Source organism: Phenylobacterium sp. J426 (assembly GCF_024699945.1).
Classification (GTDB): domain Bacteria; phylum Pseudomonadota; class Alphaproteobacteria; order Caulobacterales; family Caulobacteraceae; genus Phenylobacterium.
In genome coordinates, this window is the sequence record NZ_JAJOMY010000001.1 from 1115520 (window position 1) to 1137405 (window position 21886).

The window sequence follows — 21886 nt, forward strand, 5'->3', positions numbered from 1 at the left end:
GATAGGGCTCAGGCCGCCGTGGAACGCGCCGAGCCGGTGTCCTGCACCAGCAGGGCGTAGATGGCGTCGGTCGTCCGCGCCTGGCGCAGCTGCTCGCGCAGCTCGGCCTGGCGCAGCAGGCGCGAAACCCGGGCCAGGGCCCGCAGGTGGTCGGCGCCGGCGTCCTTCGGGGCGAACAGGGCGAAGATCAGGTCGACCGGCTTGTCGTCGACCGCGTCGAACTCCACCGGCTGCTCCAGGCGCACGAAGACGCCGCGCATCCGATCCAGGCCTTCCAGCCGCGCATGCGGGGCGGCCACGCCGTGGCCCACCCCGGTCGAGCCGGCCGCCTCGCGCTCCATCAGGGCGTCCAGGATGTCGCCCGCGTCGAGACCGAGCTTGCGGGCGGCGATCTCGGCGACCACGGCCAGGACCTGGCGTTTGCTGGAGGCGCTGACGCGCAGGGAGATCGCGGTGCGATCGAGAAGGTCGCCGATGTTCATAATGCTCTTCAGGTACTCACAAATGACCGCCGCCGCGGCTCCTAGCGGCCGCGTGTGACGATCGTCTGATAGTGCTAGTGGGCCGGACCTGTTCCCTCCGCGTCTTCCCCGTTGCGGTTACGCGTGCGCTCGGGGTCGATCCAGCCGATGTTTCCGTCGGGGCGGCGATATACCACCGAGATGCCGCCGTGCGCAGCGTTTCGGAACACAATTGTTTGAGCCTCGGTCAGGTCGAGCTCCATCACCGCCATGGAGACCGTCATCGCCCGGACCGGCTTCTCGGTCTCGGCGATGATCATCGGCTCGGGGAAGCCCTGGGCCGCCCCGTCGTCCTCCTCGTCGTCATCGTCGCCCAGGTCCGGGGTCTGGATGACGAAATAGGCGGCGCTCTCGGCCTGCTTGGCCACCGCCTGCTGGTGGTGGTCCTTCAGCCGGTTCTTGTAGCGCCGGATGCGCTTGGCCATCTTCTGCATCGCGACGTCGAAGGCCATGTGGGCGTCGCCGCCCACGCCGTGCGTCGTCAGCTGCTGGCCCGAGGCCAGGGTGACCGCACAGTCGACCTTGAAGGCGTTGCCTTCGCGGCTGACCACCACGTCGGCCCCGCCGCCGCGGTCGAAGTACTTCTCGATGCTGGATGTAAGCTCGTCGGAGACTCGCGCGCGCAGAGCCTCGCCGACGTCGACGTGTTTGCCGGTGACCTGGACTTGCATGAGACGATCAACGCGCCTCCCGGCGGAAGGTGTCAAGCCGCGCCGATCAGAGTTCGCGCATGCTGGAAAACGCTGATGATCAGCGAGGCGGCGAGCACCAGCACCGAGGCGCTGGTCAGCGCCACGGCATAGCCCAGCAGCGCCAGCAGGCCGCCGCGCTGCACCAGCGACAGCGCCAGCACGCACACCGCCGCCGCCGGCAGCAGGTTGCCCAGCGGGATCGGCAGGATGAGCACCACGGCCAGCAGCGTGCACACGAAGCCGATCACCCGCTGGCCGACGCCGCCGAACAGGAACGTCAGCCGCGGCCGCGACAGGGCCTCGATCCGCTTCAGCCAGCGGGCCACCTTCGGCAGGCCGGCGCGGAGGTCGTCCAGCTCGATCGGCCGGTGGCGCAGGCGCTGCGGCAGCCAAGGCGCCTGAGCCCCCAGCATCAGTTGCGGCGCCAGCAGCAGCAGCGGCAGGCCGAAGATCGTGGTGCCGCCGGGCGGCAGCGGCAGCAGGCACAGCACGCCGAACACCAGCAGCAGGGCGCCCAGCGCCCGGCCGCCGAACCGGGCCGACAGCTCGTTCACCGAGATCCGCTCCGACGGCGTCTCGGCGATCTCCTGCAGCACCTCGGACAGAGGCTGATGGCGGTCGGACAGCAGCATTCGCCCTCATCTGGCGCGTCGGACGAGCTGCGCCAAGGGCCGGAACGCGGGAACCTGCCGGAAGGTGGCTAGACGGCTTCCTTCAACATCCGCCGCCGCTCCACCGACGAGGGGATGCGCATGGCCTCGCGGTACTTGGCCACCGTCCGGCGGGCGATGTCGACGCCGGCCTCCTTGAGGATCTCGACGATGCGGTCGTCGGAGTGGACGTCCTCCTCGCGCGCCTCGGCGTCGATCAGCTGGCGGATCTTGTGCCGCACGCTCTCGGCCGAGTGCGCCTCGCCGCCGTCCGCCGAGGCGATCGCCGAGGTGAAGAAGAACTTCATCTCGAACACGCCGCGCGGCGTCGCCATGTACTTGTTCGACGTCACCCGGCTGACCGTGCTCTCGTGCATGCCGATGGCGTCGGCCACCGTCTTCAGGTTCAGCGGCCGCAGGTGCTCGACCCCGTAGGCCAGGAAGGCGTCCTGCTGGCGGACGATCTCGGACGAGACCTTCAGGATGGTCTTCGCCCGCTGGTCCAGGCTCTTCATCAGCCAGTTGGCCTGCGCCATGCAGTCGGCGACGAAGGTCTTCTCCTGGTCCGAGCGCGCCTTGCCGCTGACATGCGCGTGGTAGCGCTGGTCGACCAGAAGGCGCGGCAGGGTGTCGCCGTTCAGCTCCACGTGCCACAGGCCGCCCGGCCCCTCGCGCACGAAGACGTCGGGGGGCGCGGGCTGGGCCGGCTCGCCGCCGAAGGCCGCGCCGGGCCGGGGCGTCAGGCCCTTCAGCTCGGCGATCATGTCGCGCAGGTCCTCGTCGTCGACGCCGCACACCTTGCGCAGCGCCGTCAGGTCGCGGCGGGCCAGGAGCTGCAGGTTGTCCAGCAGCGCCGCCATCGCGGGGTCGTAGCGGTTGCGGTCCTTCAGCTGCAGCATCAGGCACTCGCGGACGTCCCGGGCGCAGACGCCCACCGGCTCGAAGCCGTGCAGCACCGACAGCACCCGCTCGATCAGCTTGAGCTCGCAGCCCAGCCGGTCCGCCGTCTCGTCGAGGTCGATCTGCAGGTAGCCGCCCTCGTCGACCGAATCGATCAGCACCCCGGCCACCGCCGCCTCGGCGGGCGTGAAGCCGGCCACCGCGGCCTGATCGTGCAGGTGCTCGGCCAGGCTCTTCTCGTGCGCCAGCACGCCTTCCAGCCCGTCGAGGTCGCCGCCGAAGCCGCCGCCCCTGCCGGCTCGCGACCAGTCCACCGAACCGCCGGCGTCGCCCGCGGCCTCGGGCGCGTCGCCGGTGGCGCGTTCGCCAGGGGAGACCTCGTCGTGGGCGGCGTCCAGCTCGGCGCGGGCCCCGGCGTCGTCCACCCGGTCCAGCGACGAATCGGCCGAAGCCTCAGGGCCCTCCGGCTCGCCGGCGTCGCGCTCGGGCTCGTTCTCGCGCTCGTCGCGCTGCAGCAGCGGGTTGCGCTCCAGCTCGGCCTCCACGAAGGCCTCGAGCTCCATGTTGGACATCTGCAGCAGCTTGATGGCCTGCTGCAGCTGGGGCGTGATGACCAGCCCCTGCCCCTGACGAAGCTCCAAACGCGCGGCGAGCGCCAATCAAGCCCCCTCTGGCCTGTTTCTTGCTGAGGGAGGCTAGGCCTGCGTTCCCCACCGATTGGTTAACCGCGGGATTTACGCGCCCGCTCAGGCGGCGTGGGCCGTCTCCAACAGCCAGGGGAAGTCCGGATAGTAGCGGGCCATCAGCCGGTCGACGTAGGCCACCAGCGCCCCGAACGATTCGGCCCGCCGCCGCAGCACCGCATCGCCCCCCGGCGACATCAGCCTCGCCAGCACCGGGAAGACCGCCGCATCCGCCGCACACGGCCGCCGCCCGAACAGATAGGGACGGTCGCCCAGCAGCTCGGCCAGGGCCGCCAGCGAGCGCACCGCCAGCACCAGCGCCTCGCGCTCCACCTGAGCGCTCTCGGCCACGGGCCGCAGGTGGTCCTCGGCCATCCGCTCGATCACCCAGGCCTGGGCCCGGGCGGCCGGCTCCAGCCCCTCTTCGAAGTCGACCCCGTGGACCTGCTCCAGGAAGGCGCGGACCAGGGCGTCGCCGCCGAGCGCCAGGGGGAGGCCCCCTGTCCCATCACCTCCAGCACCGGCGACCCCGCCAGCCCAAGTTCGGCCTTGCGGTACCCCACCCCGGCGATCTGCAGCAGCACCTCCGACTTCATGGCCGAAAGGCTGGTCTCCGGCAGGCCGCCGCCGGGTCCGTATCCGTGCAGGGTGATCATGGCGGCCGCTCCGTCCTCTCGCGTCCTGTCTTGACAGACCCACGCTAGCGTCGCCTTGCTGACAGCATTCTGTCAGCAGCTTGGCGGGAGGGAGCCATGCGCCGCGCAGACCGCCTGTTCCAGATCATCCAGATCCTGCGCCGCAGCCGCCAGCCGGTGACCGCCGACGCCATCGCACTCGAGCTGGAGACGTCGAAGCGCACCGTCTATCGCGACATCGCCGACCTCGTCGGCCAGCGCGCGCCGATCCGCGGCGAGGCCGGCATCGGCTACATCCTGGAGGACGGCTTCGACCTGCCGCCCCTGATGCTGACGCCCGACGAGGTGGAGGCCGCCGTCCTCGGCGCCCAGATGGTCGCCGCCCGCGGCGATCCGGCCCTGAAGCGCGCGGCGGAAGACCTGGTCGCCAAGATCGCCGCCGTCATCCCCGAACAGCTCCGCCCGCTCGTCCTGGAGCCGGCCACCCGCGCCGCCCCCAGCTGGCACGCGGTGCCCGACAACGTCGACATGGCCGAGGTCCGTCGCTGCATCCGCACCGGCCGCAAGATCACGCTGACCTACCGCGACGAGCAGGAGCGCGAGACCCGCCGCACCGTCTGGCCGTTCGCCATCGGCTACTACGAGACCAGCCGCCTGCTGGTCACCTGGTGCGAGATGCGCCAGGCCTTCCGCAGCTTCCGCACCGACCGCGTCACCGCCGCCGAGTTCTCCGAAGACCGCTACCCCGAACGCCCCGCCACCCTCCGCGCCCGCTGGCGCCGCCTGCGCGAGGAGCACTGGAGCAAGATGAAGGAAGCCAGCTGACGCCCAGGCGCCCCCTGCGCCAGGTCCGCCTTTGGCGCTGAACCGCCCCCTTTACTGCCCCCCGGCCTCGCCGGGCGTGTACGTGATCCTCGCCGTCAGCATGCTGAACCGGAACAGCCGCCCCGGCGCCCCGGGCTCGGCGCCGCGCAGTTCGAGCGCGATGGCGGGCGCAGGCTCGTTGCGTTCGAGCCGGTAGACGATGGGATCGTAGCCCGGCTGGATCGGGACAGGCTTGAACGCCGGCAGCGTCTTGCGCGCGGCGTTCAGCACGCCTTTGAAGGTGCGCTCGACCGGCGCGCCGTAGGCCATCACCTTGCAGACGCCGGGCTTGGGCTCGGAGACCACGACGATGCCCTTGGCCGAGGCCACGTCCCAGAGCGGTCCTTTCGGATTGGACGCCTCGACCATGCCGCGCATCGTCTCGTCGGCCGGGGCGATCCCTTGGCGGGCCTCGGCCGGCAGATCGCCGACCGCTACGCCGCGCAGCGCGGCCTGCAGGCAGTAGGCGATCGCGCCCTCCTGGAACCCGGCGCTGATCTGCGCGGGCGTCATCGCCCAGGCGGCGCCGGCGCAGGCCTGCAGGGCGAGGACGGCGAAGGCCAGACGGTGTCGCATGGTCGGGCTCCAGCTGCGGGGCGTTACGGCGCCTCCGTCAGTTAACGTGCGGACCCGGCGCGCTGCAACGCGCCGCGCAGCGCGCCCCCCTTGTTCCCCCTACGTTCCCATCCCACATCCCCAGCATGCCGAAGCCGCCCAAACCCTACGTCCCCTTCAGCCGCGCCGTCGCCGACGAGATCCTGTTCGGCCTGGGCATGGGGTTCGGCCTGCGGGAGATCTGCCGGGGCGAGGCGATGCCGACGCGGGCGACGGTGATGCGGTGGCTCAAGAGCCGGCCGGGCTTCGCCGCCGAGGTCGCCGCCGCGCGGGCGGCGGGCGGGCTCGACGGCGTCGGGCGGCCCACCAGCTTCGGCGAGACGGTGCTGGAAAGCGTCTATCTGCGGCTCTGCGAGGGCGAGCCCCTGCGCTCGATCTGCTGGGACCCGGCGATGCCCGGCCGCAGCACGGTGCATGTCTGGCTGAAGCGCCATCCGGAAGCCGCGCGCCTGGTGGCCCTGGGTCGCGACATCGGCGACCTGATCAAGGCCGAGCGGCGGTGGCTGGCGCTCGGCGGCCCCGAGTGGAGCCAGCTCGCACCTACTCCGCTGGGCTGACGGCTATCCGCTTCGGGCGAGTGGCCGCGCCGGGCAGCCGGCTCACCGCGGCGATCCACCAGGCGACACCGCCAAGCGCAGTGACGGTCCAGGCGCCGCAGACCAGCCACACCCCCAGCGGGGCCTCAGGCCAGCCCGCGGGCGCATAGCCGCGGATCTCCTTGACGCCGAACGCGATCGCGCAGGCCAGGATGGCCAGCGTCGTTGCATGGGTGACGTGCAGGGTCAGGGCGTCGAGGCCCTTGTCTCGCGCGCGCCGCTTGGCCTGCAGGTAGGCTCCGGTCAGACACATCGCCGTCATGCCGAGGCCGAACACGAACCATGTCGCCTTGCTCACGAGGCCGCCGAAGTCGCCGAAATGCAGCGGGTCGGCGGTGTCGATCCAGCGGTGCAGCGGCGACATCTCGCCGGGCCGCCGGACCGCCAGGACCTCGCCCGTGCGGCTGTCCAGCCAGACGCGCGCTGCGCGGTCGCGCAGCAGGATCGAGCCGTCCTGGCCGTGGAACGCGACCAGGCCCTCGCGTTGCTGGTAGAGCGACGTCTCGCGGATGGTGAGTTCGGGGTAGGCGGCGCGGGCGCGTTCCAGAAGGGCCTGGAGCGGCAAGGTCCGGGTGACCGGCCCCTCCGCCGCCGGCGCGGCCGGCGTCGGCGGCTCCGACGTCACCTTCCACTCGGCCAGGTACCAGGCGCCGGTCACTCCCATCAGCAGGACGAACCAGATCGCCCAGACGCCGGTGAGCTTGTGGACGTCGCTCCAGAACACCTTTCCGCCCTTGCGGGTCTCCAGCCGCAGGAAGCCGCGCCAGAACCGGCGGTAGAAGACGAGCCCGGAGACCAGCTGCGCCAGCAGCGGCAGGGACAGCAGGGCGACGACCAGGTAGCCGAACGGAATGCCCCAGATTCTTCCCTCGCCGATGAACAGCGACATATGCAGGCTGCGGAAGAACCGCTGGACGTTGAAGTAGCTGGTCGTCCCCAGCAAGGCGCCGGTCGCCGGGTCGGCATAGACGCGACGGCTGATCTCGTCGGCGTCGGTCACATAGGCCTCGGCGGCGAAGCCCGGCGCTTCGGGCGCGTGGATCTGGTCGATGGTCCAGCCGGGATGCGCCGCGCGCACGTTCGCCTCGATCGCCGCCCAGGCGATGTCGGCGTCGGCGACGGCCGGAGCCCGCACGCGGGGATCGACCATCAGGTCCAGTTCGTGGCTGAACACCGCCACCGTGCCCGACCAGCAGACCACGAACAGCAGGAGGCCCGTCGTCAGGCCCAGCCAGCTGTGCAGGTCGAACCAGGTACGGCGGCTCATGGTCAGAACCTCGCGCGGTACCCGACGGTGACGCGGCGGCCTTCCGCCCGGTAGTAGGCGTAGTCGCCCGAGGCTTGGCTGGCGACGTTGACGTAGGATCGGTCGAACAGGTTGGCGACGCCCACATAGATGTCGCCCGGGCCTACGGCGTAGCGCGCCGAGGCGTCGAACAGCAGCACGTCGTCGGTTTCGATGCGGCCCAGCGCCAGCTCGCCCGGGCTGAAGTAGTCGGCCGCGCCATAGTAGGTCGCCTGCAGGCCAAGGCTCAGGCGCTCCAGCGGCCGCGTCTCGCCGCCCAGGGTGACGCGAAAGGGCGCCACGGTGTCGGAGCTGTAGTCCACATAGCCAAGCTGGGTGTCCCGGATCTGGCCGCGCTGCCAGGTGACCACGCCGCGCAGGTCCGTGGTGTCGCTCAGCGCATAGTCCAGCGCCGCCTCGAAGCCTTTGAAGCGCTGCGGCGCCCGCAGCGGAATCAGCGGGCAAAGCGTCTGGCCGGCGCAGGACGGATCGGCCTGCAGCAGCGAGGCCTTGTCGGACTCGGAATAGAACGCCGCGGCCTCGAAACGCAGGCCGGCATGCTGGCCGCGCACGCCGATCTCGTACTGGTCCGACGTCGCAGGTTCTGGCGAGATCAGGCCCGGATTTTGGATGCCGCGGGCCGCGCGGCCCAGCTGGCTGATCTCCGCCCCCTGGCTGAAGCCGCCGTACAGCTGGACGGCGTCGTTCAGGTCGTAGATCGCGCCCACATTGAACAGCGCGAGGTCGGCGTCGCGGAAGTCGCCGGGCCGGGCCGCCCGCGGCACGGCGGGATCGTAGCCCTTGGTCCCGACCTCGCCCGCGTACCACTCCTGCCGGACGCCGCCGACCAGGCGGAGCCGGCCCACGTCGACCTCGGCCTGGCCGAAGATCGCCTTGGTCCGCAGGATGGTCTCGGGCGCGATGTAGCCGGTCAGCTGGCCGGTCGCGGCGTTGATCTGCGGCCGGTAGTAGCGATTGCGGGTGTAGTCGAAGCCATAGCTGAACACGACGTCCGCGCCCGGCAGGCTGGCCCGCTTCACCAGGGTCGAGCGGAAGCCCAAGCGCTCGTTGTCCGAGTTCGAAGCGAAGAAGTCGTCCCCGAAGGCGACGCTGAAGAAGTTGTCGCGCTGGCGATAAAGCTGGTCCTGGGCGAAGCCGCTGATCGCCAGCTCGTGGCCCAGGATGTCCGGGTGGGTGTAGCCCAGCGCCAGCGACCAGGATCGCAGGAGGTTCTGATCGGCTTGGGGATGCTGGGCGATCGGCAAGACGATCGCCACCCGCTGTCCGACCGCCTGATCGCCGTCGGTCGCGTACTCGCGCCCCTTCTCCTCGTTGTAGAGCGCGCCGGTCGCCCGCAGCTCGCCACCCCCGACCTGGAGGCCCAGCGAGCCGTTGAGATGGACCGCTTCGTACTCGCGGGCGGGCACGTAAGGCCCGTCCGGCGTGCGGGCGCCGCCGCCGTCCGTGAACCCGGCGCCGACATAGTAGTCCCAGCCCGAGAAGCTCTGGCCCGCGCCGGCGAACAGGTTGGTGGTGAAGGTGTCGTCCGGCCCCGAGGTGTTGAAGCTGGTCTGCGCCACCGCGTCGATCTCGAGCGCGTCGCCGGCCGCCCGGCGCGTCACGAAGTTGATGATCCCGCCCGGCGCGCCTGCGCCGTACAGCGCCGTGCCGCCGCGCAGCACCTCCACCCGCTCGATGGCGAACGGGCTGAGCTGATAGACCTGGTCGCAGGTGCTCTGGCGGATGTCTTCGGTCACCGGCACGCCGTTGATCTGCACAGCGGTCAGCCGTCCGCGCACCTTCGGGCAGTTGACCCGGCCGCCCTGCTGCGGCGCGAGCCCGGGGACGGTGAACTCCAGCGCCCGCATGATGTTGGCGCTGACGTCGAGCTGGCTGCGCAGCGCCTCGGCCGGGACGACGGACACCGACACCGGCAGCTCCTGCACGGTCGAACCGGTGCGGGAGGCGGTCACCACCAGCTGGTCAACCGTCGGCGCGTCAGCCTCTTCGGCGTGCGCCTGCCCGCCGATCGCCATCACGAGCGCCGAAACGCTGATCCCCAGATATCGCCGCACGGCCGATGCCCCCGTAGAAACCACGGCTGGCGCAATAACAGCGGTTCGGCATTGTTGCAACTCATTCGCAGTTGCGTCGCCTCATCTCCCCTTCTCGGACGAGGCGGATGGCGGAGGCGGCGGTCTCGGGAAGTGTCGAACGGCCTCGGCGCCGGGAGTCGCCCCGCCGCAGGCCGCCCCGACCTCGGCGCGGATGATCTCCACGAGCTCGGCGAGGGCCGACGCCACCAGCGGATTGGCGGAAGTGGCGAGGTTCAGCGAGACCGTCGGAGGCGCCGCCTCGAACGCCAGTTCCACCAGCGCCCCGGACGCGAGCTCCTCGCTCACCGTGTAGGCGGGCAGCACTCCGATCGCGCCCTGCCTGGCGACCCCCGCGTTTGACCCCGTCCGTGCTTCCCGCCGAGGCCATGCGCAGGGTGTGGTCGCCGCCCAGCCATCGCTTCAGCACGTCGCTGAAGGCGCCTTCGGGATCGGCGAGGAGGAAGGTTCGGTCGGACAGCTCTGCGCGCCTCACCGGCCGCCCGTCCAGCGCGTCGCCGAGCGGGTCGTCCGCCGGGACGACGAACCGCAGGCGGATGCGCGCCAGTTCCTGGGCGCCGGGCTGCTCGAGCCGCCGGGGGACCTCCAGCGTCAGGGCGGCGTCGAGCTGCCGCTGCTCGACGCGGCCGAGCAGGTCGGCGCACACCCCGCTGGCGACGCGCACATCCACATGCGGGCTCCGGCGGCTGAAGGCGTCCAGGGGTCCGGGCAGCAGGTGGGAACTGACGGATTCCACCGCGCCCAACCGGATGACCGCGTCCTTGGAAGCCTGGGCCGAGGCCATCGCGGCCTCCGACGCGGCGACGAGCGCGCGGGCGTGGGGCAGGAGCCGCAGGGCGGCGGGCGTCAGGGTCGCCTCGCAGCCCGGACGCCGCACCGTCACAGCGAAACCGAGCAGGCGTTCCAACGAAAGCAGGGCCTCGGACAGCGTCGACTGCGCCACGCCCAGCGCTCGCGCGGCCGCCCCCACGCCCCCCTTTTCGTCGAGGGCGAGGAGGGCGCGGCAATGCCGAACCTCGAAGTCTTTCGCCATGGTCCCCCATCGGAAACGCCGATGACCTGATCGGTGTTCTGGCACGCCGTCGGCCCCGATCCAAGGTCTCGCCATGCAGGGACGAGGCCCGATCGCGGACGCACCGGGGCGGCACGGGCTGGGGGCCCGTCAGCCGGGCCTGCGGCTCGCACTCGCCGCCGCCTGCCTCGTGACAGCGGCGGCGGCCTTGGCCCTCGAAGGCAAGGTGCGGGACCACGGCCCGCAGCCGGAGACTGGGTGTGGCGAGGCGCGGGGCCGGGCGGCCCTGGCCGCCGACCTCATCGCCATCGCCCGCCTCCGTGACCCACGCGGGCTTGCCAGCCGCCTGGCGTACGGGCGCGATAGGCGGTGAGGCCTCCCGTTGGGCGGCAAGAACGCCTCAGCTGAACCTGTCGCCCAGGTACACGCGGCGCACCTCGGGGTCGTCGACGATCTCGTCGGGACTGCCCTCGAACAGCACCTCGCCTGCGTGGATGATCGAGGCGCGGTCGATGATGTCGAGCGTCTCGCGGACGTTGTGGTCGGTGATCAGGATGCCGATGCCGCGCTGCTTCAGATAGCTGATCACCTCGCGGATGTCGGCGATGGCCAGCGGGTCGATGCCGGCGAACGGCTCGTCCAGCAGCATGAACGACGGCTCCGAGGCCAGGGCGCGGGCGATCTCGACGCGGCGGCGCTCGCCGCCCGACAGCGAGACGGCCGGGGCGTTGCGCAGGTGCTCGATGTGCAGCTCTTCCAGCAGCCGCGTGACCGTGGCGCGGGCCTCCTTGGGGTCGCGCTGGCGCAGCTCGACCACCGCCATCACGTTTTCCCAGACGGTCATGCCGCGGAAGATCGACGTCTCCTGCGGCAGGTAGCCGACGCCCATGCGGGCGCGCTGGTACATCGGCTGGGCGGTGATGTTCTCGCCGTCCAGGTAGATGGCGCCGTAGTCGGCCGGGATCAGGCCGGTGATCATGTAGAAGGTGGTGGTCTTGCCGGCCCCGTTGGGGCCCAGCAGGCCGGCCACCTCGCCGCGCGCCAGCCGCAGCGAGACGCCCTTCACGACCGGGCGGCCGCGGAACGACTTGCCGATGTTGTCGACGACGAGGCCCTCGAGGGGCAGGCCGGCGCGCGCGTCGATCCGCTCGGGCTTGGTCACGGGTTGGACTTCTTGCTCGGATAGAAGACGCCGCGCGGGCGGCCGGTCTGGTTCGCCCCGCGGGCGTTCCCCTCCATCTTGCCCTCGCCGGTCTTGGTGTTGAACACCATGCGCGTCCCGCGCAGCACGTTCTGGCCCTGCACGGCCACCACGTCGCCGGTCAGGGTGATGGTCTCGGACTGGGCGTCGTAGACGCCGCGGTCGCCGCGGACCCGCTGCTGGGCGGTGACGTAGTAGACGCCGCCGTCGGCCTCGAGCCGGCGCAGCTCGCCGCAGCCGCCGGCCGCGCCGCCGGGCCGGCTCGCCGACTTCGTCATGTACATCCGCATGACATTGGCGCGCAGGCGGGTGTCGCCCTGCAGGGCCTCGGCGTTGCCGCGCCAGACCGAGACGCACTCGTTCTGCTGCACCTCGAGCTCGTCGGCGGTCACGTCGATCGGGCCGTCCGACGAGCGCGACAGCTGGGCGGCGGCCGGCGCCGCCGTGAGCAGCGCCCCGGAAACGCCCAGAAGGGTCACGGCCAGAAGGGGGGACGGCCAGGCGGGAGACGTGCGACTTCATGAGGTCCAGCTTCTATTCTTTCTTCTGGGGCTCGATGCGCGCACGCACCCCGCCCTTGAAGACCATGCGATCGCCTTTGCCGTAAACGCCATAGGACTTCGCTTCGATTTCTCCAAGGCCACCCGAGCCCTGAATGGGGCCTGAACCGACCAGTTCGCCGGTCTTGGTGTCGAACAGCGACGCCGCCGTCTGGAAGGCGTTGCGGGGGTCCTCCATCCTGACGCCGCCCGACAGCTGCAGCTTGCCGGTGGCCTCATGGAAGACGCCCTGGGCGCCGTTCAGCCGGAGCTGGTCGGGGCCGCCCTCGTCGAGGATCAGCGCCGGCTTTTCCAGCAGCACGCGCTGATAGTCGGCGCGGTCGCGCACGGCGGAGTCGGCGGTCAGCACGAAGGCGCGGCCCTTGTCGTCGCGGCCGACGAAGCGCGGGTTGATCAGCCGGATGGCTTCGTCGTCGCCGCCCGCCTGCCGCGGCTGGGCGCGGAAGGTGGACCAGGCGACGCTGCCCGCCAGGCCCAGGAAGATCACCACGATCAGCGCCGGCAGCAGGATGCGCAGCAGCCGGATCAGCTTCGACCGGCGGCGCCACCGCTCGAAATCGGCGCGGCGGGCGGGCGGTGGGCTGAACGATGCGTCCGTCGCCGTCATGGCGGCCTCTAGGCGTGGGCGAAGATGTCGACGTCTTCCCAGCCGGCGACGTCGAGCACCGCACGATGCGGCAGGAATTCGAAGCACGCCTTGGCCAGCGCGTCACGCCCCTCGCGGGTCAGCATGTCCTGCAGCCGTTCGCGCAGGGCGTGCAGGTGCAGGACGTCGGAGGCGGCGTAGGCGACCTGCTCGTCCGAGAGCTTGGCCTGGCCCCAGTCCGAGCTCTGCTGGGCCTTGGACATCTCGATGCCGAGCAGCTCGCGGGAGATGTCCTTCAGGCCGTGGCGGTCGGTGTAGGTGCGGGCGATCTTGGAGGCGATCTTGGTGCAGTAGACGGGCTGGGTCACGACGCCCAGATGCAGCCAGAACATGGCGATATCGAAGCGGCCGAAGTGGAAGATCTTCGTCACCGCCGGGTCGGTCAGCAGCCGCTTGAGGTTCGGCGCGTCGTAGGTGTCGCGGTTCAGCTTGACGAGATGGGCGTGCCCGTCGCCGGCCGACAGCTGCACGACGCAGAGCGGATCCCGCCCCAGCCTCAGCCCCATGGTCTCGGAATCGATGGCGACGAACGCCGCGCCCTGCAGCGCGCCGTCCGGAAGATCCCCGTCGTGAACGTACGTCGTCACCTTGCCTGAACTCCGACCTCGGACGCCCACCTTAGCCACGGCGGCGGCGACCGTCATATCCAACCTTGGAGATATCGGCGCCGGCCCTTTCGATTCGAAAGGGTGGTGCCCAGGAGAGGACTCGAACCTCCACGGCCGTTAAGCCACTGGCACCTGAAGCCAGCGCGTCTACCAATTCCGCCACCTGGGCCCCGTCCGTCGGATCGGGAGGCGGCTACATATGGCGCCGCCCACAGGAGGTCAACGGCGTCGCAGCAGAACCTTGCAAGTTGCGTTGCGGCGGGGGGCCGCATCGTCTATCCGCAGGCTCTCGAAAGCCCTCGTTTTCCTTGAGCGCGACCCATGCAGAACCTCGTCACCGTCTTCGGTGGATCCGGCTTCGTCGGCAATCAGGCCGTCCGCCAGCTCGCCCGGGCCGGCTGGCGCGTGCGGGTCGCCGTACGCAACCCGAGCCTCGGCTATCGCATGCGCCTGTTGGGCGACGTGGGCCAGATCGACGTGGTGCAAGCCAATGTCCGCGATGCGGAATCGGTGCGACGCGCGCTGGAGGGAGCGACCGCGTCGGTGAACCTGGTCGGCGTGCTGTATGAGACCGGCCGCCAGAAGTTTCAGGCGGTCCACGTCGACGGCGCTCGCGCTGTCGCAGAGGCGGCGGTGGCGGCCGGCGTGACGCGCCTCGTGCAGATGTCCGCCCTCGGCGCCGACTCCGCCGGGTTCTCGGCCTATTCGCGCAGCAAGGCCGAAGGCGAGGCGGCCGTCCGGGCCGTCCGTTCCGACGCCGTGATCCTGCGGCCATCCGTCGTGTTCGGCCCCGAGGACAAGTTCTTCAACAAGTTCGCCACCATGGCGTCCTTCTCGCCTGCCCTGCCGCTGATCGGCGGGGGTCAAACGCGCTTCCAGCCGGTCTTCGTCGGCGATGTCGGCAAGGCCATAGCGCGCGCGGTGACCGACAGCGAGGCGGCGGGCCAGACTTACGAGTTGGGCGGCCCCGCCGAGTTCACGTTCCGCCAGCTCATGGAAATGATGCTCGAAGAGACCCACAGCAGCGGCGCCTGCTCCTGCCGATGCCGTTCGGCGTCGCCGGCCTTCTGGGCGGCCTGGGCGATCTCATCGCGGGAATCGTGCCGCCGCCGGTGACCTCGGATCAGGTGAAAAGCCTGCAGGCCGACAACATACCGAGCGGCCAGCACCCGGGTCTGACCGCTCTTGGGATCACGCCCACAACACTGGAAGCGGTGCTGCCGACCTATCTCTATCGCTATCGCAAGGGCGGCCAATACGCCGACCAGGAAGCGCGGGCGATCGCGGGCGGCCGCGCCTAGCCCAGCATCGCCAGCCCGACGAGGCCAAGCAGGCCGACCCCGATCCGCCACCAGGCGAAGGGCGCGAAGCCGTGGCGGCCGACGAAGTCCACCACCTTACGGACGGTGATGACCGCCGCCACCAGCGCGCAAACGAAGCCTAGCGCAATGATTCCCGCGTCGTCGGCGTTCAGGAGCTTGTAGTTCTTGGCCAGGTCGACCGTGAACGCCCCGGCCATCGTCGGCATCGCCAGGAAGAACGAGAACTCCGCCGCCGAGCGCTTGTCGCATCGTAAGAGCAGTGCGCCCGCCACGGTGGCGCCCGACCGAGACACGCCGGGGATGAGCGCCAGGCACTGAAAAAGCCCAATCAGGAAGGCGGTCTTGAGCGGGAAGGCGCCGGCATCGGTGTGGACCGGCTCCTGCTTGATGCGATCGACCGCCAGGAGCGCAAAGCCGCCGAGGACCAGGCTGACGCAGATCACCACCGGCGTCTCGAACAGCACCGCCTTGATGTAGTCATGCAGCAGGAAGCCGGCGAAGCCCGCGGGCAGGAAGGCCAACACGATAGAGGCCACGAAACGCCGCGCTGCGGGATCGGTATGCAGGTGCGTCGCGACTGACCAGAGGCGGCCGAAGTACACGCTGATCACCGCCAGGATCGCCCCCAGCTGGATCATCACCTCGAAGACCTTCCCCTTGGATTCAAATCCCAGGAAGTGGCCGAGCAACAAGATGTGGCCCGTGGAGGAGACCGGAATGAATTCCGTTAGGCCCTCGACGATGCCGAGGATGATGGCGAGGGCCCAGTCCGGCATGAGTGCTCCATGTAAGCGGTGACGCGGCGCAAAGGGGCGGCACTATGGTGAAGAAGGAGTTCATCTCAAAATTGGACTAATAGCGGATCGGACGCCGGGGCCCTCGCGCAAAATGCTTCGAAGCCAATTCTGATAGTCTTGTTTTTGGATCATCATCTTTGCGACGGCCGGCTCCCCCTCTAAATGCGCGATCTGCGGAGGAGGCGTCCCATGGCCGAGCGCATGCTGAAGTTCACTGTCGTCGAGCGTTCTACGCCCGAAAAGCGGCCAGCCCTGGCGCGTTCGCACGACTTCCACGAGATCTATGCGGACTTCATCGACGCCAAGGCCGCCGAGCAGGCGTCACGTTGCTCGCAATGCGGGGTGCCGTTCTGCCAGAGCCACTGCCCGCTCCATAACAATATCCCGGACTGGCTGCGGATGACCGCCGAGGGCAGGCTCGAGGAAGCCTACGCCCTGTCGCAGGCCACCAACTCCATGCCGGAGATCTGCGGCCGCATTTGCCCGCAGGACCGCCTGTGCGAAGGCAACTGCGTCATCGAGCAGTCGGGCCACGGCACCGTCACCATCGGCGCGGTCGAGCGATATCTGTCGGACAAGGCCTGGGAAGAAGGTTGGGTCCAACCGCTGGTGGCCGGCGAGAGCCGCGGTAAGTCGGTGGGCGTCATCGGGGCCGGGCCTGCGGGCCTCGCCGCGGCCGAGCGGCTGGTCGAGCTGGGCTACAGCGTCACTGTCTACGACCGGCACGACCGGCCCGGCGGGCTTCTGATTTACGGCATTCCCGGCTTCAAGCTGGAGAAGGGGGTCGTCGAGCGCCGAACCAGGCGGCTGGCGGACGGCGGCGTGGAGTTCAAGCTGGGCTTCGAGGTCGGTCGCGACGCCACCTTGCCCGAGCTGAAGCAGCGCCATGACAGTGTGCTGGTCGCAACCGGCGTCTATGCGGCGCGCGATCTCGCCGTGCCGGGCGCCGGCTCCGAGGGCGTGGTCCCGGCGCTCGAGTACCTGATTGCGTCAAATCGCGAGCAGCTGGGCGATGGCGCGGTCGAGCCGCGCCTCAATGCCGTCGGCAAGCACGTGGTCGTGGTCGGCGGTGGCGACACCGCCATGGACTGCGTTCGGACCGCGATCCGCCAGGACGCAGCCTCGGTCACGTGCCTCTACCGTCGCGACAGGGCCAACATGCCCGGCTCGGCGCGTGAAGTGGCGCACGCCGAGGAGGAAGGCGTGGTCTTCGAGTGGTTGGCTGCGCCGAAGTCGGTGACCGGCGAGGCGCTAGCCGCCGCCGGAGTTCGGGCCGCGCGCATGCGCCTGGGCCCGCCCGACGCCAGCGGCCGCCAAAGCCCGGAAGAAGTGGAAGGCGCCGACTTCGAGCTCAAGGCGGACCTTGTCATCAAGGCGCTGGGCTTCGACCCCGAGGACCTGCCGCAGACGTTTCAGGCCGAGGACCTCGCCGTCACCCGCTGGGGCACGCTGAAGACCGACTTCCGATCGATGATGACGTCGCTACCGGGCGTGTTCGCCGCCGGCGACATCGTCCGGGGCGCCAGCCTCGTGGTCTGGGCCATCCGAGACGGCCGCGACGCGGCCGAAGCCATCGACCGCTACCTGACCGCCCACGCCCAAGCCGCCCTGATGGCGGCGGAGTAGGACCTATGACGGACATCCTCGCCCGCTACGAACGCGACCGGGAAGCCCTGCTCGAGGCCAACGGGGGCTACGACATCACCGCTCAGCATGACGCCTGCGGTGTCGGCCTGGTCTGCGCGATCGACGGCAAGCCGCGCCGCGAGGTGGTCGAACTCGCCATCCGCGCACTCAAGGCTGTCTGGCACCGCGGCGCCATCGACGCCGACGGAAAGACCGGCGACGGCGCCGGCGTGCTCGTGTCGGTCCCGCAGGACTTCTTCGCCGCCCACGTCGAACGCATCGGCCATAAGGTGCGACCGGGCCCGATCGCAGTCGGCCAGGTGTTTCTGCCGCGTACGGACTTGGCTTCCCAGGAGGCCGCCCGGACCATCGTGGAGAGCGAAGCGCTGCGCTTCGACTTCTACATCTACGGCTGGCGCCAGGTTCCGGTCGACACCTCGGTGATCGGCGAGAAGGCCAACGCCACCCGGCCCGAAATTGAGCAGATCATGCTCTCGCCGCCGCCCGGCATGGAGGGGGCCGCCTTGGAGCGCGCCCTGTTCCTCTGCCGCAAGCGCATCGAGAAGCGTGTCGCCGCCGCCAACATCCAGCACTTCTACATCTGCTCGCTGTCGGCCCGGTCGCTGATCTACAAGGGCATGTTCCTCGCCGAGCACATCGACACGTTCTATCCGGACCTGACCGATCCGCGGTTCATGGCTGCGGTGGCGATCTTCCACCAGCGCTACTCGACCAACACCTTCCCCGAGTGGCGGCTGGCCCAGCCGTTCCGCATGCTCGCCCACAACGGCGAGATCAACACGCTGAAGGGCAATACGAACTGGATGAAGTCGCACGAGATCCGCATGGCGGCCTCGGCCTTCGGCGACTACCAGGACGACATCAAGCCGGTGATCCAACCGGGCGGCTCGGACAGCGCGGCCCTGGACAACACCTTCGAGGTGCTGGTGCGCGCCGGCCGCGACGCACCGATGGCCAAGACCCTGCTGATCCCGGAGGCGTGGAACACGCGCTCCGACGCCCAGATGAAGGCCAGCCATCGCGCCCTTTACGCCTATTGCAACGCCGTGATGGAGCCGTGGGACGGCCCCGCGGCCATGTGCGCGACGGACGGCCGCTGGGTGGTGGCCGGCAAGGACCGCAACGGCCTGCGCCCGCTCCGTGTCGCCGAGACATCCGACGGCCTGCTGATCGTCGGTTCGGAAGCAGGCATGTGCCGCGTCGAAGACGCGCGCATCGTCCGCAAGGCGCACATCGAGCCCGGCCGCATGCTGGCGGTCGATCTCGCCGAAGGCCGGCTTTACCATGAGGAGGCGATCATCGACCGCCTCGCCGCCCAGCACCCCCTACGACCGCTGGCTGGGCAACATGGTCGAACTGGAGGAAGCCATCGGGCCCGGCCCCGAGCCGCGACTCTACCCTCGCGAAGAACTGGTGCGCCGCCAGGCGGCGGCCGGCCTCACGCTCGAGGACCTGGAGCTGATCCTCGCGCCGATGGTCGAGGAGGCGAAGGAGGCCGTCGGCTCCATGGGTGACGACACGCCCTTGGCGGTGCTGTCGAACGAGTACCGGCCGCTCAGCCACTTCTTCCGGCAGAACTTCAGCCAGGTGACCAACCCGCCGATCGACTCGCTGCGCGAGACGGCGGTCATGAGCCTCAAGACCCGATTCAAGAACCTCGGCAACGTCCTGGCCGAGGACGAAACACAGACCGATGTGTTCGTCCTCAACTCGCCGGTGCTGACCACCGGCATGTACGACCGGGTCATCGGCGTGATCGGCGAGAAGAACATCGCCGAGATCGACTGCACCATGCCGATCCCGCACGCAGAATCGCGGTCCGGCGACGCGCTTCGCGCCAACCTTGACCGCATCCGCGCCGAGGCCGAGGAGGCGGCGCTGCGCGGATGCTCGACGATCGTACTCACCGATACCGCGACGGGGCCGGATCGCGTCGCCCTGCCGATGATCCTCGCCACGGGCGGCGTTCACGCCTGGCTGGTTTCCAAGGGCTTGCGGTCGTATGTCTCGATCATCGTGCGCGCCGCCGAGTGCCTCGACACCCATTACTTCGCTGTGCTGGTCGGCGTCGGCGCCACGGCGGTGAACGCTTATCTGGCGCAGGAGAGCTTCCTGGACCGGCAGGAGCGCGGCCTGACGGGCGAGCTCACGCTCCGCGACCTGTGCCTGAACCACAAGAAGGCTATCGAAGGCGGACTGCTGAAGATCATCTCCAAGATGGGCATCAGCGTCATCTCCTCGTACCGCGGCGGCTACAACTTCGAGGCGGTCGGCCTCTCGCGGTCGCTGGTCGCCGAGTTCTTCCCCGGCATGCCGTCGCGCATCTCAGGCATCGGCCTGGCTGGCCTGGAGGCCAAGGCGGTCGAGCTGCATCGCCGCGCCTGGAACCCGGCGGCGCTCAGCCTGCCGGTCGGCGGCTTCTACAAGGCTCGCCGGGCCGGCGAAGCGCACGCGTTCGAGGCGCGCTCGATCCACGTGCTGCAGAGCGCCTGCGACCGCGGGGACTACGAGCTTTTCAGGCGCTACTCCGAGATGCTGCGCGGCCAGCCGCAGATTCAGCTCCGCGACCTGCTGGAGTGGCGCAATGACCTCAGCACGCCCGTGGCGCTCGATGAGGTCGAAAGCGTCAACGAAATCCGCAAGCGCTTCGTCACGCCGGGCATGAGCTTGGGCGCGCTCAGCCCTGAGGCGCACGGCGTGCTGAACATCGCCATGAACCGGATCGGCGCGAAGTCGGTGTCCGGAGAGGGCGGTGAGGACCGTGCGCGGTACAAGCCGCTGCCGAACGGCGACAACCCGAACTCGGCGGTGAAGCAGATCGCGTCCGGCCGGTTCGGCGTCACCGCCGAGTACCTGAACCAGTGCCGCGAGATCGAGATCAAGGTCAGCCAGGGCGCCAAGCCCGGCGAAGGCGGCCAGCTGCCCGGCTTCAAGGTGACCGAGCTGATCGCCAAGCTGCGGCACGCGACGCCGGGCGTGATGCTGATCTCGCCGCCGCCACACCACGACATCTACTCGATCGAGGACCTGGCCCAGCTCATCTACGACCTGAAGCAGATCAACCCCGTCGCCAGGGTCACCGTGAAGCTGGTGGCCATGACCGGCATCGGCGCGATCGCCGCGGGCGTGGCCAAAGCCAAGGCCGACATCATCCTGATCTCGGGCAACGTGGGCGGCACCGGCGCCTCGCCCCAGACCTCGATCAAATATGCCGGCGGACCCTGGGAGATGGGCCTCTCGGAAGCTCATCAGGTGCTGACGCTGAACAATCTGCGTCACTTCGTCCGGCTGCGGACGGATGGCGGGATCTGCACAGGTCGGGATGTGGTGATCGCCGCGATGCTGGGCGCCGAGGAGTTCGGCATCGGCACGGCCAGCCTGATCGCCATGGGCTGCATCATGGTCCGTCAGTGCCACTCCAACACCTGCCCGGTGGGCGTCTGCACCCAGGACGAGGCGCTCCGCGCCAAGTTCACCGGCACGCCGGAGAAGGTGATCAACCTCTTCACCTTCATCGCCGAGGAGGTGCGCGAGATCCTGAGCCAGTTGGGCGCGCGGAGCCTGCAGGACATCGTCGGCCGCACCGACCTGCTGATGCAGGTCTCCCGCGGCGGCGAGCACCTGGACGACCTCGATCTGAACCCGCTCCCTCGTGAAGGCCGACCCTGGCCTCAACAAGCCGTACTGCACCATGACCGGTCGCAACGAGGTGCCGGACACACTTGACGCCCAGATCGTCCGCGACGCCGCCCCGCTGCTGGAGCGCGGCGAGAAGATGCAGCTGACCTACACGGTGGCGAACACCGCGCGGGCCATCGGCACCCGGACGTCGTCGCACATTGTGCGCAAGTTCGGCATGGACGGGCTCGCGCCCGGCCACCTGACCGTGCAGCTGAGAGGCTCGGCTGGCCAGAGCCTCGGCGCCTTCGCCGTGCAAGGACTGCGGCTGGAGGTGACCGGTGAGGCCAACGACTACGTGGGCAAGGGGCTGTCGGGCGCCACCATCGTCGTGCGGCCCTCGCCCCACTTGGCGGGCCGGGCGCGCGAGAACGCCATCATCGGCAACACCGTGCTGTACGGGGCGACCGCGGGCCGGCTATTCGCGGCCGGCCTCGCGGGCGAGCGCTTCGCCGTCCGGAACTCCGGCGCAACGGCGGTCGTCGAGGGCGTGGGCGCCAACGGCCTCGAGTACATGACCGGGGGCGTGGCCGTGATCCTGGGCAAGGTCGGCTTCAACTTCGCGGCTGGCATGACCGGCGGCATGGCCTTCGTGCTGGACGAGGACGGCGAGTTCCAGATGTCGCTGAACGCGGACAGCGTGATCACGTGCAAGGTGGCGAACGCCCACTGGCGGGGCGTGCTGAAGGGCCTCGTCGAGGAGCACGCCCGCGAGACAGGCTCGATGCTGGCCCAGGACCTGCTGCGCAACTGGGACGTCGCACTGGAGAAGTTCTGGCAGGTCTGCCCGAAGGAGATGGTCGGCCGCCTCGACCATGCCCTCGAGGCCGAGGAAGCGGTGCACAGAAGGGCCTAGCGCC

The 21886-nt window shown here is 69.8% G+C and carries 19 protein-coding genes, 1 tRNA gene and 2 pseudogenes; 6 read left to right on the forward strand and 16 right to left on the reverse strand.

Annotation, left to right across the window (positions count from 1 at the left end):
* Positions 1-8: 8 nt before the first annotated feature.
* The 6 genes from ptsN to LRS10_RS05830 form a co-directional block, all read right to left on the reverse strand.
* A complete protein-coding gene (gene ptsN / locus LRS10_RS05805) occupies positions 9-482 on the reverse strand; it encodes a PTS IIA-like nitrogen regulatory protein PtsN (RefSeq protein ID WP_257836422.1) in 474 nt (157 codons plus the stop codon).
* A gap of 74 nt (positions 483-556) precedes the next feature.
* Positions 557-1192 (reverse strand): ribosome hibernation-promoting factor, HPF/YfiA family, encoded by a 636-nt coding sequence (gene hpf / locus LRS10_RS05810; protein WP_257836423.1) that lies wholly within the window; start codon positions 1190-1192, stop codon positions 557-559.
* Between the two features lie 32 nt (positions 1193-1224).
* Positions 1225-1845, reverse strand: coding sequence for an exopolysaccharide biosynthesis protein (locus LRS10_RS05815; RefSeq protein ID WP_257836424.1), 621 nt, complete (start codon positions 1843-1845; stop codon positions 1225-1227).
* Positions 1846-1913: 68 nt separating this feature from the next.
* Positions 1914-3422: an RNA polymerase factor sigma-54 gene (rpoN, locus tag LRS10_RS05820; RefSeq protein ID WP_257836425.1), complete on the reverse strand. Its 1509-nt coding sequence runs from the start codon at positions 3420-3422 to the stop codon at positions 1914-1916.
* An 87-nt stretch (positions 3423-3509) separates the two neighbouring features.
* Positions 3510-3821 carry a glutathione S-transferase C-terminal domain-containing protein gene (locus tag LRS10_RS05825; RefSeq protein ID WP_257836426.1) on the reverse strand — a complete coding sequence of 104 codons (312 nt, stop codon included), beginning with the start codon at positions 3819-3821 and terminating at the stop codon, positions 3510-3512.
* An 8-nt stretch (positions 3822-3829) separates the two neighbouring features.
* Positions 3830-4102, reverse strand: a complete 273-nt coding sequence (locus tag LRS10_RS05830; protein ID WP_257836427.1) for a hypothetical protein — start codon at positions 4100-4102, stop codon at positions 3830-3832.
* 96 nt (positions 4103-4198) lie between these two features.
* Here LRS10_RS05830 and LRS10_RS05835 point away from each other — a divergent pair, with 96 nt between their 5' ends.
* Positions 4199-4906 (forward strand): YafY family protein, encoded by a 708-nt coding sequence (locus LRS10_RS05835; RefSeq protein ID WP_257836428.1) that lies wholly within the window; start codon positions 4199-4201, stop codon positions 4904-4906.
* Between the two features lie 51 nt (positions 4907-4957).
* Here the strand turns inward: LRS10_RS05835 and LRS10_RS05840 are convergent, their stop codons facing one another.
* Complete coding sequence (locus tag LRS10_RS05840; protein WP_257836429.1) at positions 4958-5521, reverse strand: hypothetical protein; 564 nt, start codon at positions 5519-5521, stop codon at positions 4958-4960.
* A gap of 125 nt (positions 5522-5646) precedes the next feature.
* Between LRS10_RS05840 and LRS10_RS05845 the strand changes: the two genes are divergently transcribed.
* Positions 5647-6117, forward strand: coding sequence for a hypothetical protein (locus tag LRS10_RS05845; RefSeq protein WP_257836430.1), 471 nt, complete (start codon positions 5647-5649; stop codon positions 6115-6117).
* Here the strand turns inward: LRS10_RS05845 and LRS10_RS05850 are convergent.
* The 3 genes from LRS10_RS05850 to LRS10_RS05860 all read right to left on the reverse strand — a co-directional run bounded on the left by LRS10_RS05850 (position 6101) and on the right by LRS10_RS05860 (position 10588).
* A complete protein-coding gene (locus LRS10_RS05850) occupies positions 6101-7423 on the reverse strand; it encodes a PepSY domain-containing protein (protein ID WP_257836431.1) in 1323 nt (440 codons plus the stop codon). The genes LRS10_RS05845 and LRS10_RS05850 overlap by 17 nt on opposite strands.
* Positions 7424-7425: 2 nt before the next feature.
* Entirely contained in the window at positions 7426-9516 is a 2091-nt protein-coding gene (locus LRS10_RS05855) for a TonB-dependent receptor (RefSeq protein WP_257836432.1), read from the reverse strand.
* Positions 9517-9577: 61 nt separating this feature from the next.
* On the reverse strand, positions 9578-10588 hold the full coding sequence (locus LRS10_RS05860) for a LysR family transcriptional regulator (RefSeq protein ID WP_257836433.1): 1011 nt from the start codon (positions 10586-10588) through the stop codon (positions 9578-9580).
* 73 nt (positions 10589-10661) lie between these two features.
* Between LRS10_RS05860 and LRS10_RS05865 the strand changes: the two genes are divergently transcribed.
* Positions 10662-10940, forward strand: a complete 279-nt coding sequence (locus LRS10_RS05865; RefSeq protein WP_257836434.1) for a hypothetical protein — start codon at positions 10662-10664, stop codon at positions 10938-10940.
* A 27-nt stretch (positions 10941-10967) separates the two neighbouring features.
* Here LRS10_RS05865 and lptB read toward each other — a convergent pair whose 3' ends face one another.
* The 5 genes from lptB to LRS10_RS05890 all read right to left on the reverse strand — a co-directional run bounded on the left by lptB (position 10968) and on the right by LRS10_RS05890 (position 13751).
* Positions 10968-11693 carry an LPS export ABC transporter ATP-binding protein gene (gene lptB, locus LRS10_RS05870; RefSeq protein ID WP_257839090.1) on the reverse strand — a complete coding sequence of 242 codons (726 nt, stop codon included), beginning with the start codon at positions 11691-11693 and terminating at the stop codon, positions 10968-10970.
* Positions 11694-11725: 32 nt separating this feature from the next.
* Positions 11726-12247, reverse strand: a complete 522-nt coding sequence (locus LRS10_RS05875) for an LptA/OstA family protein (RefSeq protein WP_257836435.1) — start codon at positions 12245-12247, stop codon at positions 11726-11728.
* A gap of 55 nt (positions 12248-12302) precedes the next feature.
* On the reverse strand, positions 12303-12935 hold the full coding sequence (gene lptC / locus LRS10_RS05880; protein ID WP_257836436.1) for an LPS export ABC transporter periplasmic protein LptC: 633 nt from the start codon (positions 12933-12935) through the stop codon (positions 12303-12305).
* Between the two features lie 8 nt (positions 12936-12943).
* Complete coding sequence (locus LRS10_RS05885) at positions 12944-13561, reverse strand: ribonuclease D (protein ID WP_257836437.1); 618 nt, start codon at positions 13559-13561, stop codon at positions 12944-12946.
* Between the two features lie 103 nt (positions 13562-13664).
* Positions 13665-13751 (reverse strand) — tRNA-Leu (locus LRS10_RS05890).
* Between the two features lie 152 nt (positions 13752-13903).
* On the opposite strand from LRS10_RS05890, the pseudogene LRS10_RS05895 reads away from it, so the two are divergent.
* Positions 13904-14883 (forward strand): annotated as a pseudogene (locus LRS10_RS05895) (complex I NDUFA9 subunit family protein).
* Here LRS10_RS05895 and LRS10_RS05900 read toward each other — a convergent pair.
* A complete protein-coding gene (locus LRS10_RS05900) occupies positions 14880-15680 on the reverse strand; it encodes an undecaprenyl-diphosphate phosphatase (protein WP_257836438.1) in 801 nt (266 codons plus the stop codon). The pseudogene LRS10_RS05895 and the gene LRS10_RS05900 sit on opposite strands and share 4 nt — an antisense overlap.
* Positions 15681-15890: 210 nt before the next feature.
* On the opposite strand from LRS10_RS05900, the gene LRS10_RS05905 reads away from it, so the two are divergent.
* Both LRS10_RS05905 and gltB read left to right on the forward strand, forming a co-directional pair.
* Positions 15891-17327: an NAD(P)-dependent oxidoreductase gene (locus tag LRS10_RS05905; RefSeq protein WP_257836439.1), complete on the forward strand. Its 1437-nt coding sequence runs from the start codon at positions 15891-15893 to the stop codon at positions 17325-17327.
* Positions 17328-17332: 5 nt separating this feature from the next.
* Positions 17333-21882 (forward strand): annotated as a pseudogene (gltB, locus tag LRS10_RS05910) (glutamate synthase large subunit).
* The last annotated feature ends 4 nt before the right edge of the window (positions 21883-21886 follow it).

Bases quoted from the DNA above. Each gene is read 5' to 3' on its own strand.
- LRS10_RS05865 (WP_257836434.1), top strand. From the start codon at position 10,662: ATGCAGGGACGAGGCCCGATCGCGGACGCACCGGGGCGGCACGGGCTG.
- LRS10_RS05905 (WP_257836439.1), top strand. From the start codon at position 15,891: ATGGCCGAGCGCATGCTGAAGTTCACTGTCGTCGAGCGTTCTACGCCC.
- LRS10_RS05830 (WP_257836427.1), bottom strand. From the start codon at position 4,102: ATGATCACCCTGCACGGATACGGACCCGGCGGCGGCCTGCCGGAGACC.
- hpf (WP_257836423.1), bottom strand. From the start codon at position 1,192: ATGCAAGTCCAGGTCACCGGCAAACACGTCGACGTCGGCGAGGCTCTG.
- LRS10_RS05900 (WP_257836438.1), bottom strand. From the start codon at position 15,680: ATGCCGGACTGGGCCCTCGCCATCATCCTCGGCATCGTCGAGGGCCTA.
- lptC (WP_257836436.1), bottom strand. From the start codon at position 12,935: ATGACGGCGACGGACGCATCGTTCAGCCCACCGCCCGCCCGCCGCGCC.
- LRS10_RS05845 (WP_257836430.1), top strand. From the start codon at position 5,647: ATGCCGAAGCCGCCCAAACCCTACGTCCCCTTCAGCCGCGCCGTCGCC.
- LRS10_RS05835 (WP_257836428.1), top strand. From the start codon at position 4,199: ATGCGCCGCGCAGACCGCCTGTTCCAGATCATCCAGATCCTGCGCCGC.
- LRS10_RS05850 (WP_257836431.1), bottom strand. From the start codon at position 7,423: ATGAGCCGCCGTACCTGGTTCGACCTGCACAGCTGGCTGGGCCTGACG.
- LRS10_RS05840 (WP_257836429.1), bottom strand. From the start codon at position 5,521: ATGCGACACCGTCTGGCCTTCGCCGTCCTCGCCCTGCAGGCCTGCGCC.
- LRS10_RS05860 (WP_257836433.1), bottom strand. From the start codon at position 10,588: ATGGCGAAAGACTTCGAGGTTCGGCATTGCCGCGCCCTCCTCGCCCTC.
- LRS10_RS05815 (WP_257836424.1), bottom strand. From the start codon at position 1,845: ATGCTGCTGTCCGACCGCCATCAGCCTCTGTCCGAGGTGCTGCAGGAG.
- LRS10_RS05825 (WP_257836426.1), bottom strand. From the start codon at position 3,821: ATGGCCGAGGACCACCTGCGGCCCGTGGCCGAGAGCGCTCAGGTGGAG.
- ptsN (WP_257836422.1), bottom strand. From the start codon at position 482: ATGAACATCGGCGACCTTCTCGATCGCACCGCGATCTCCCTGCGCGTC.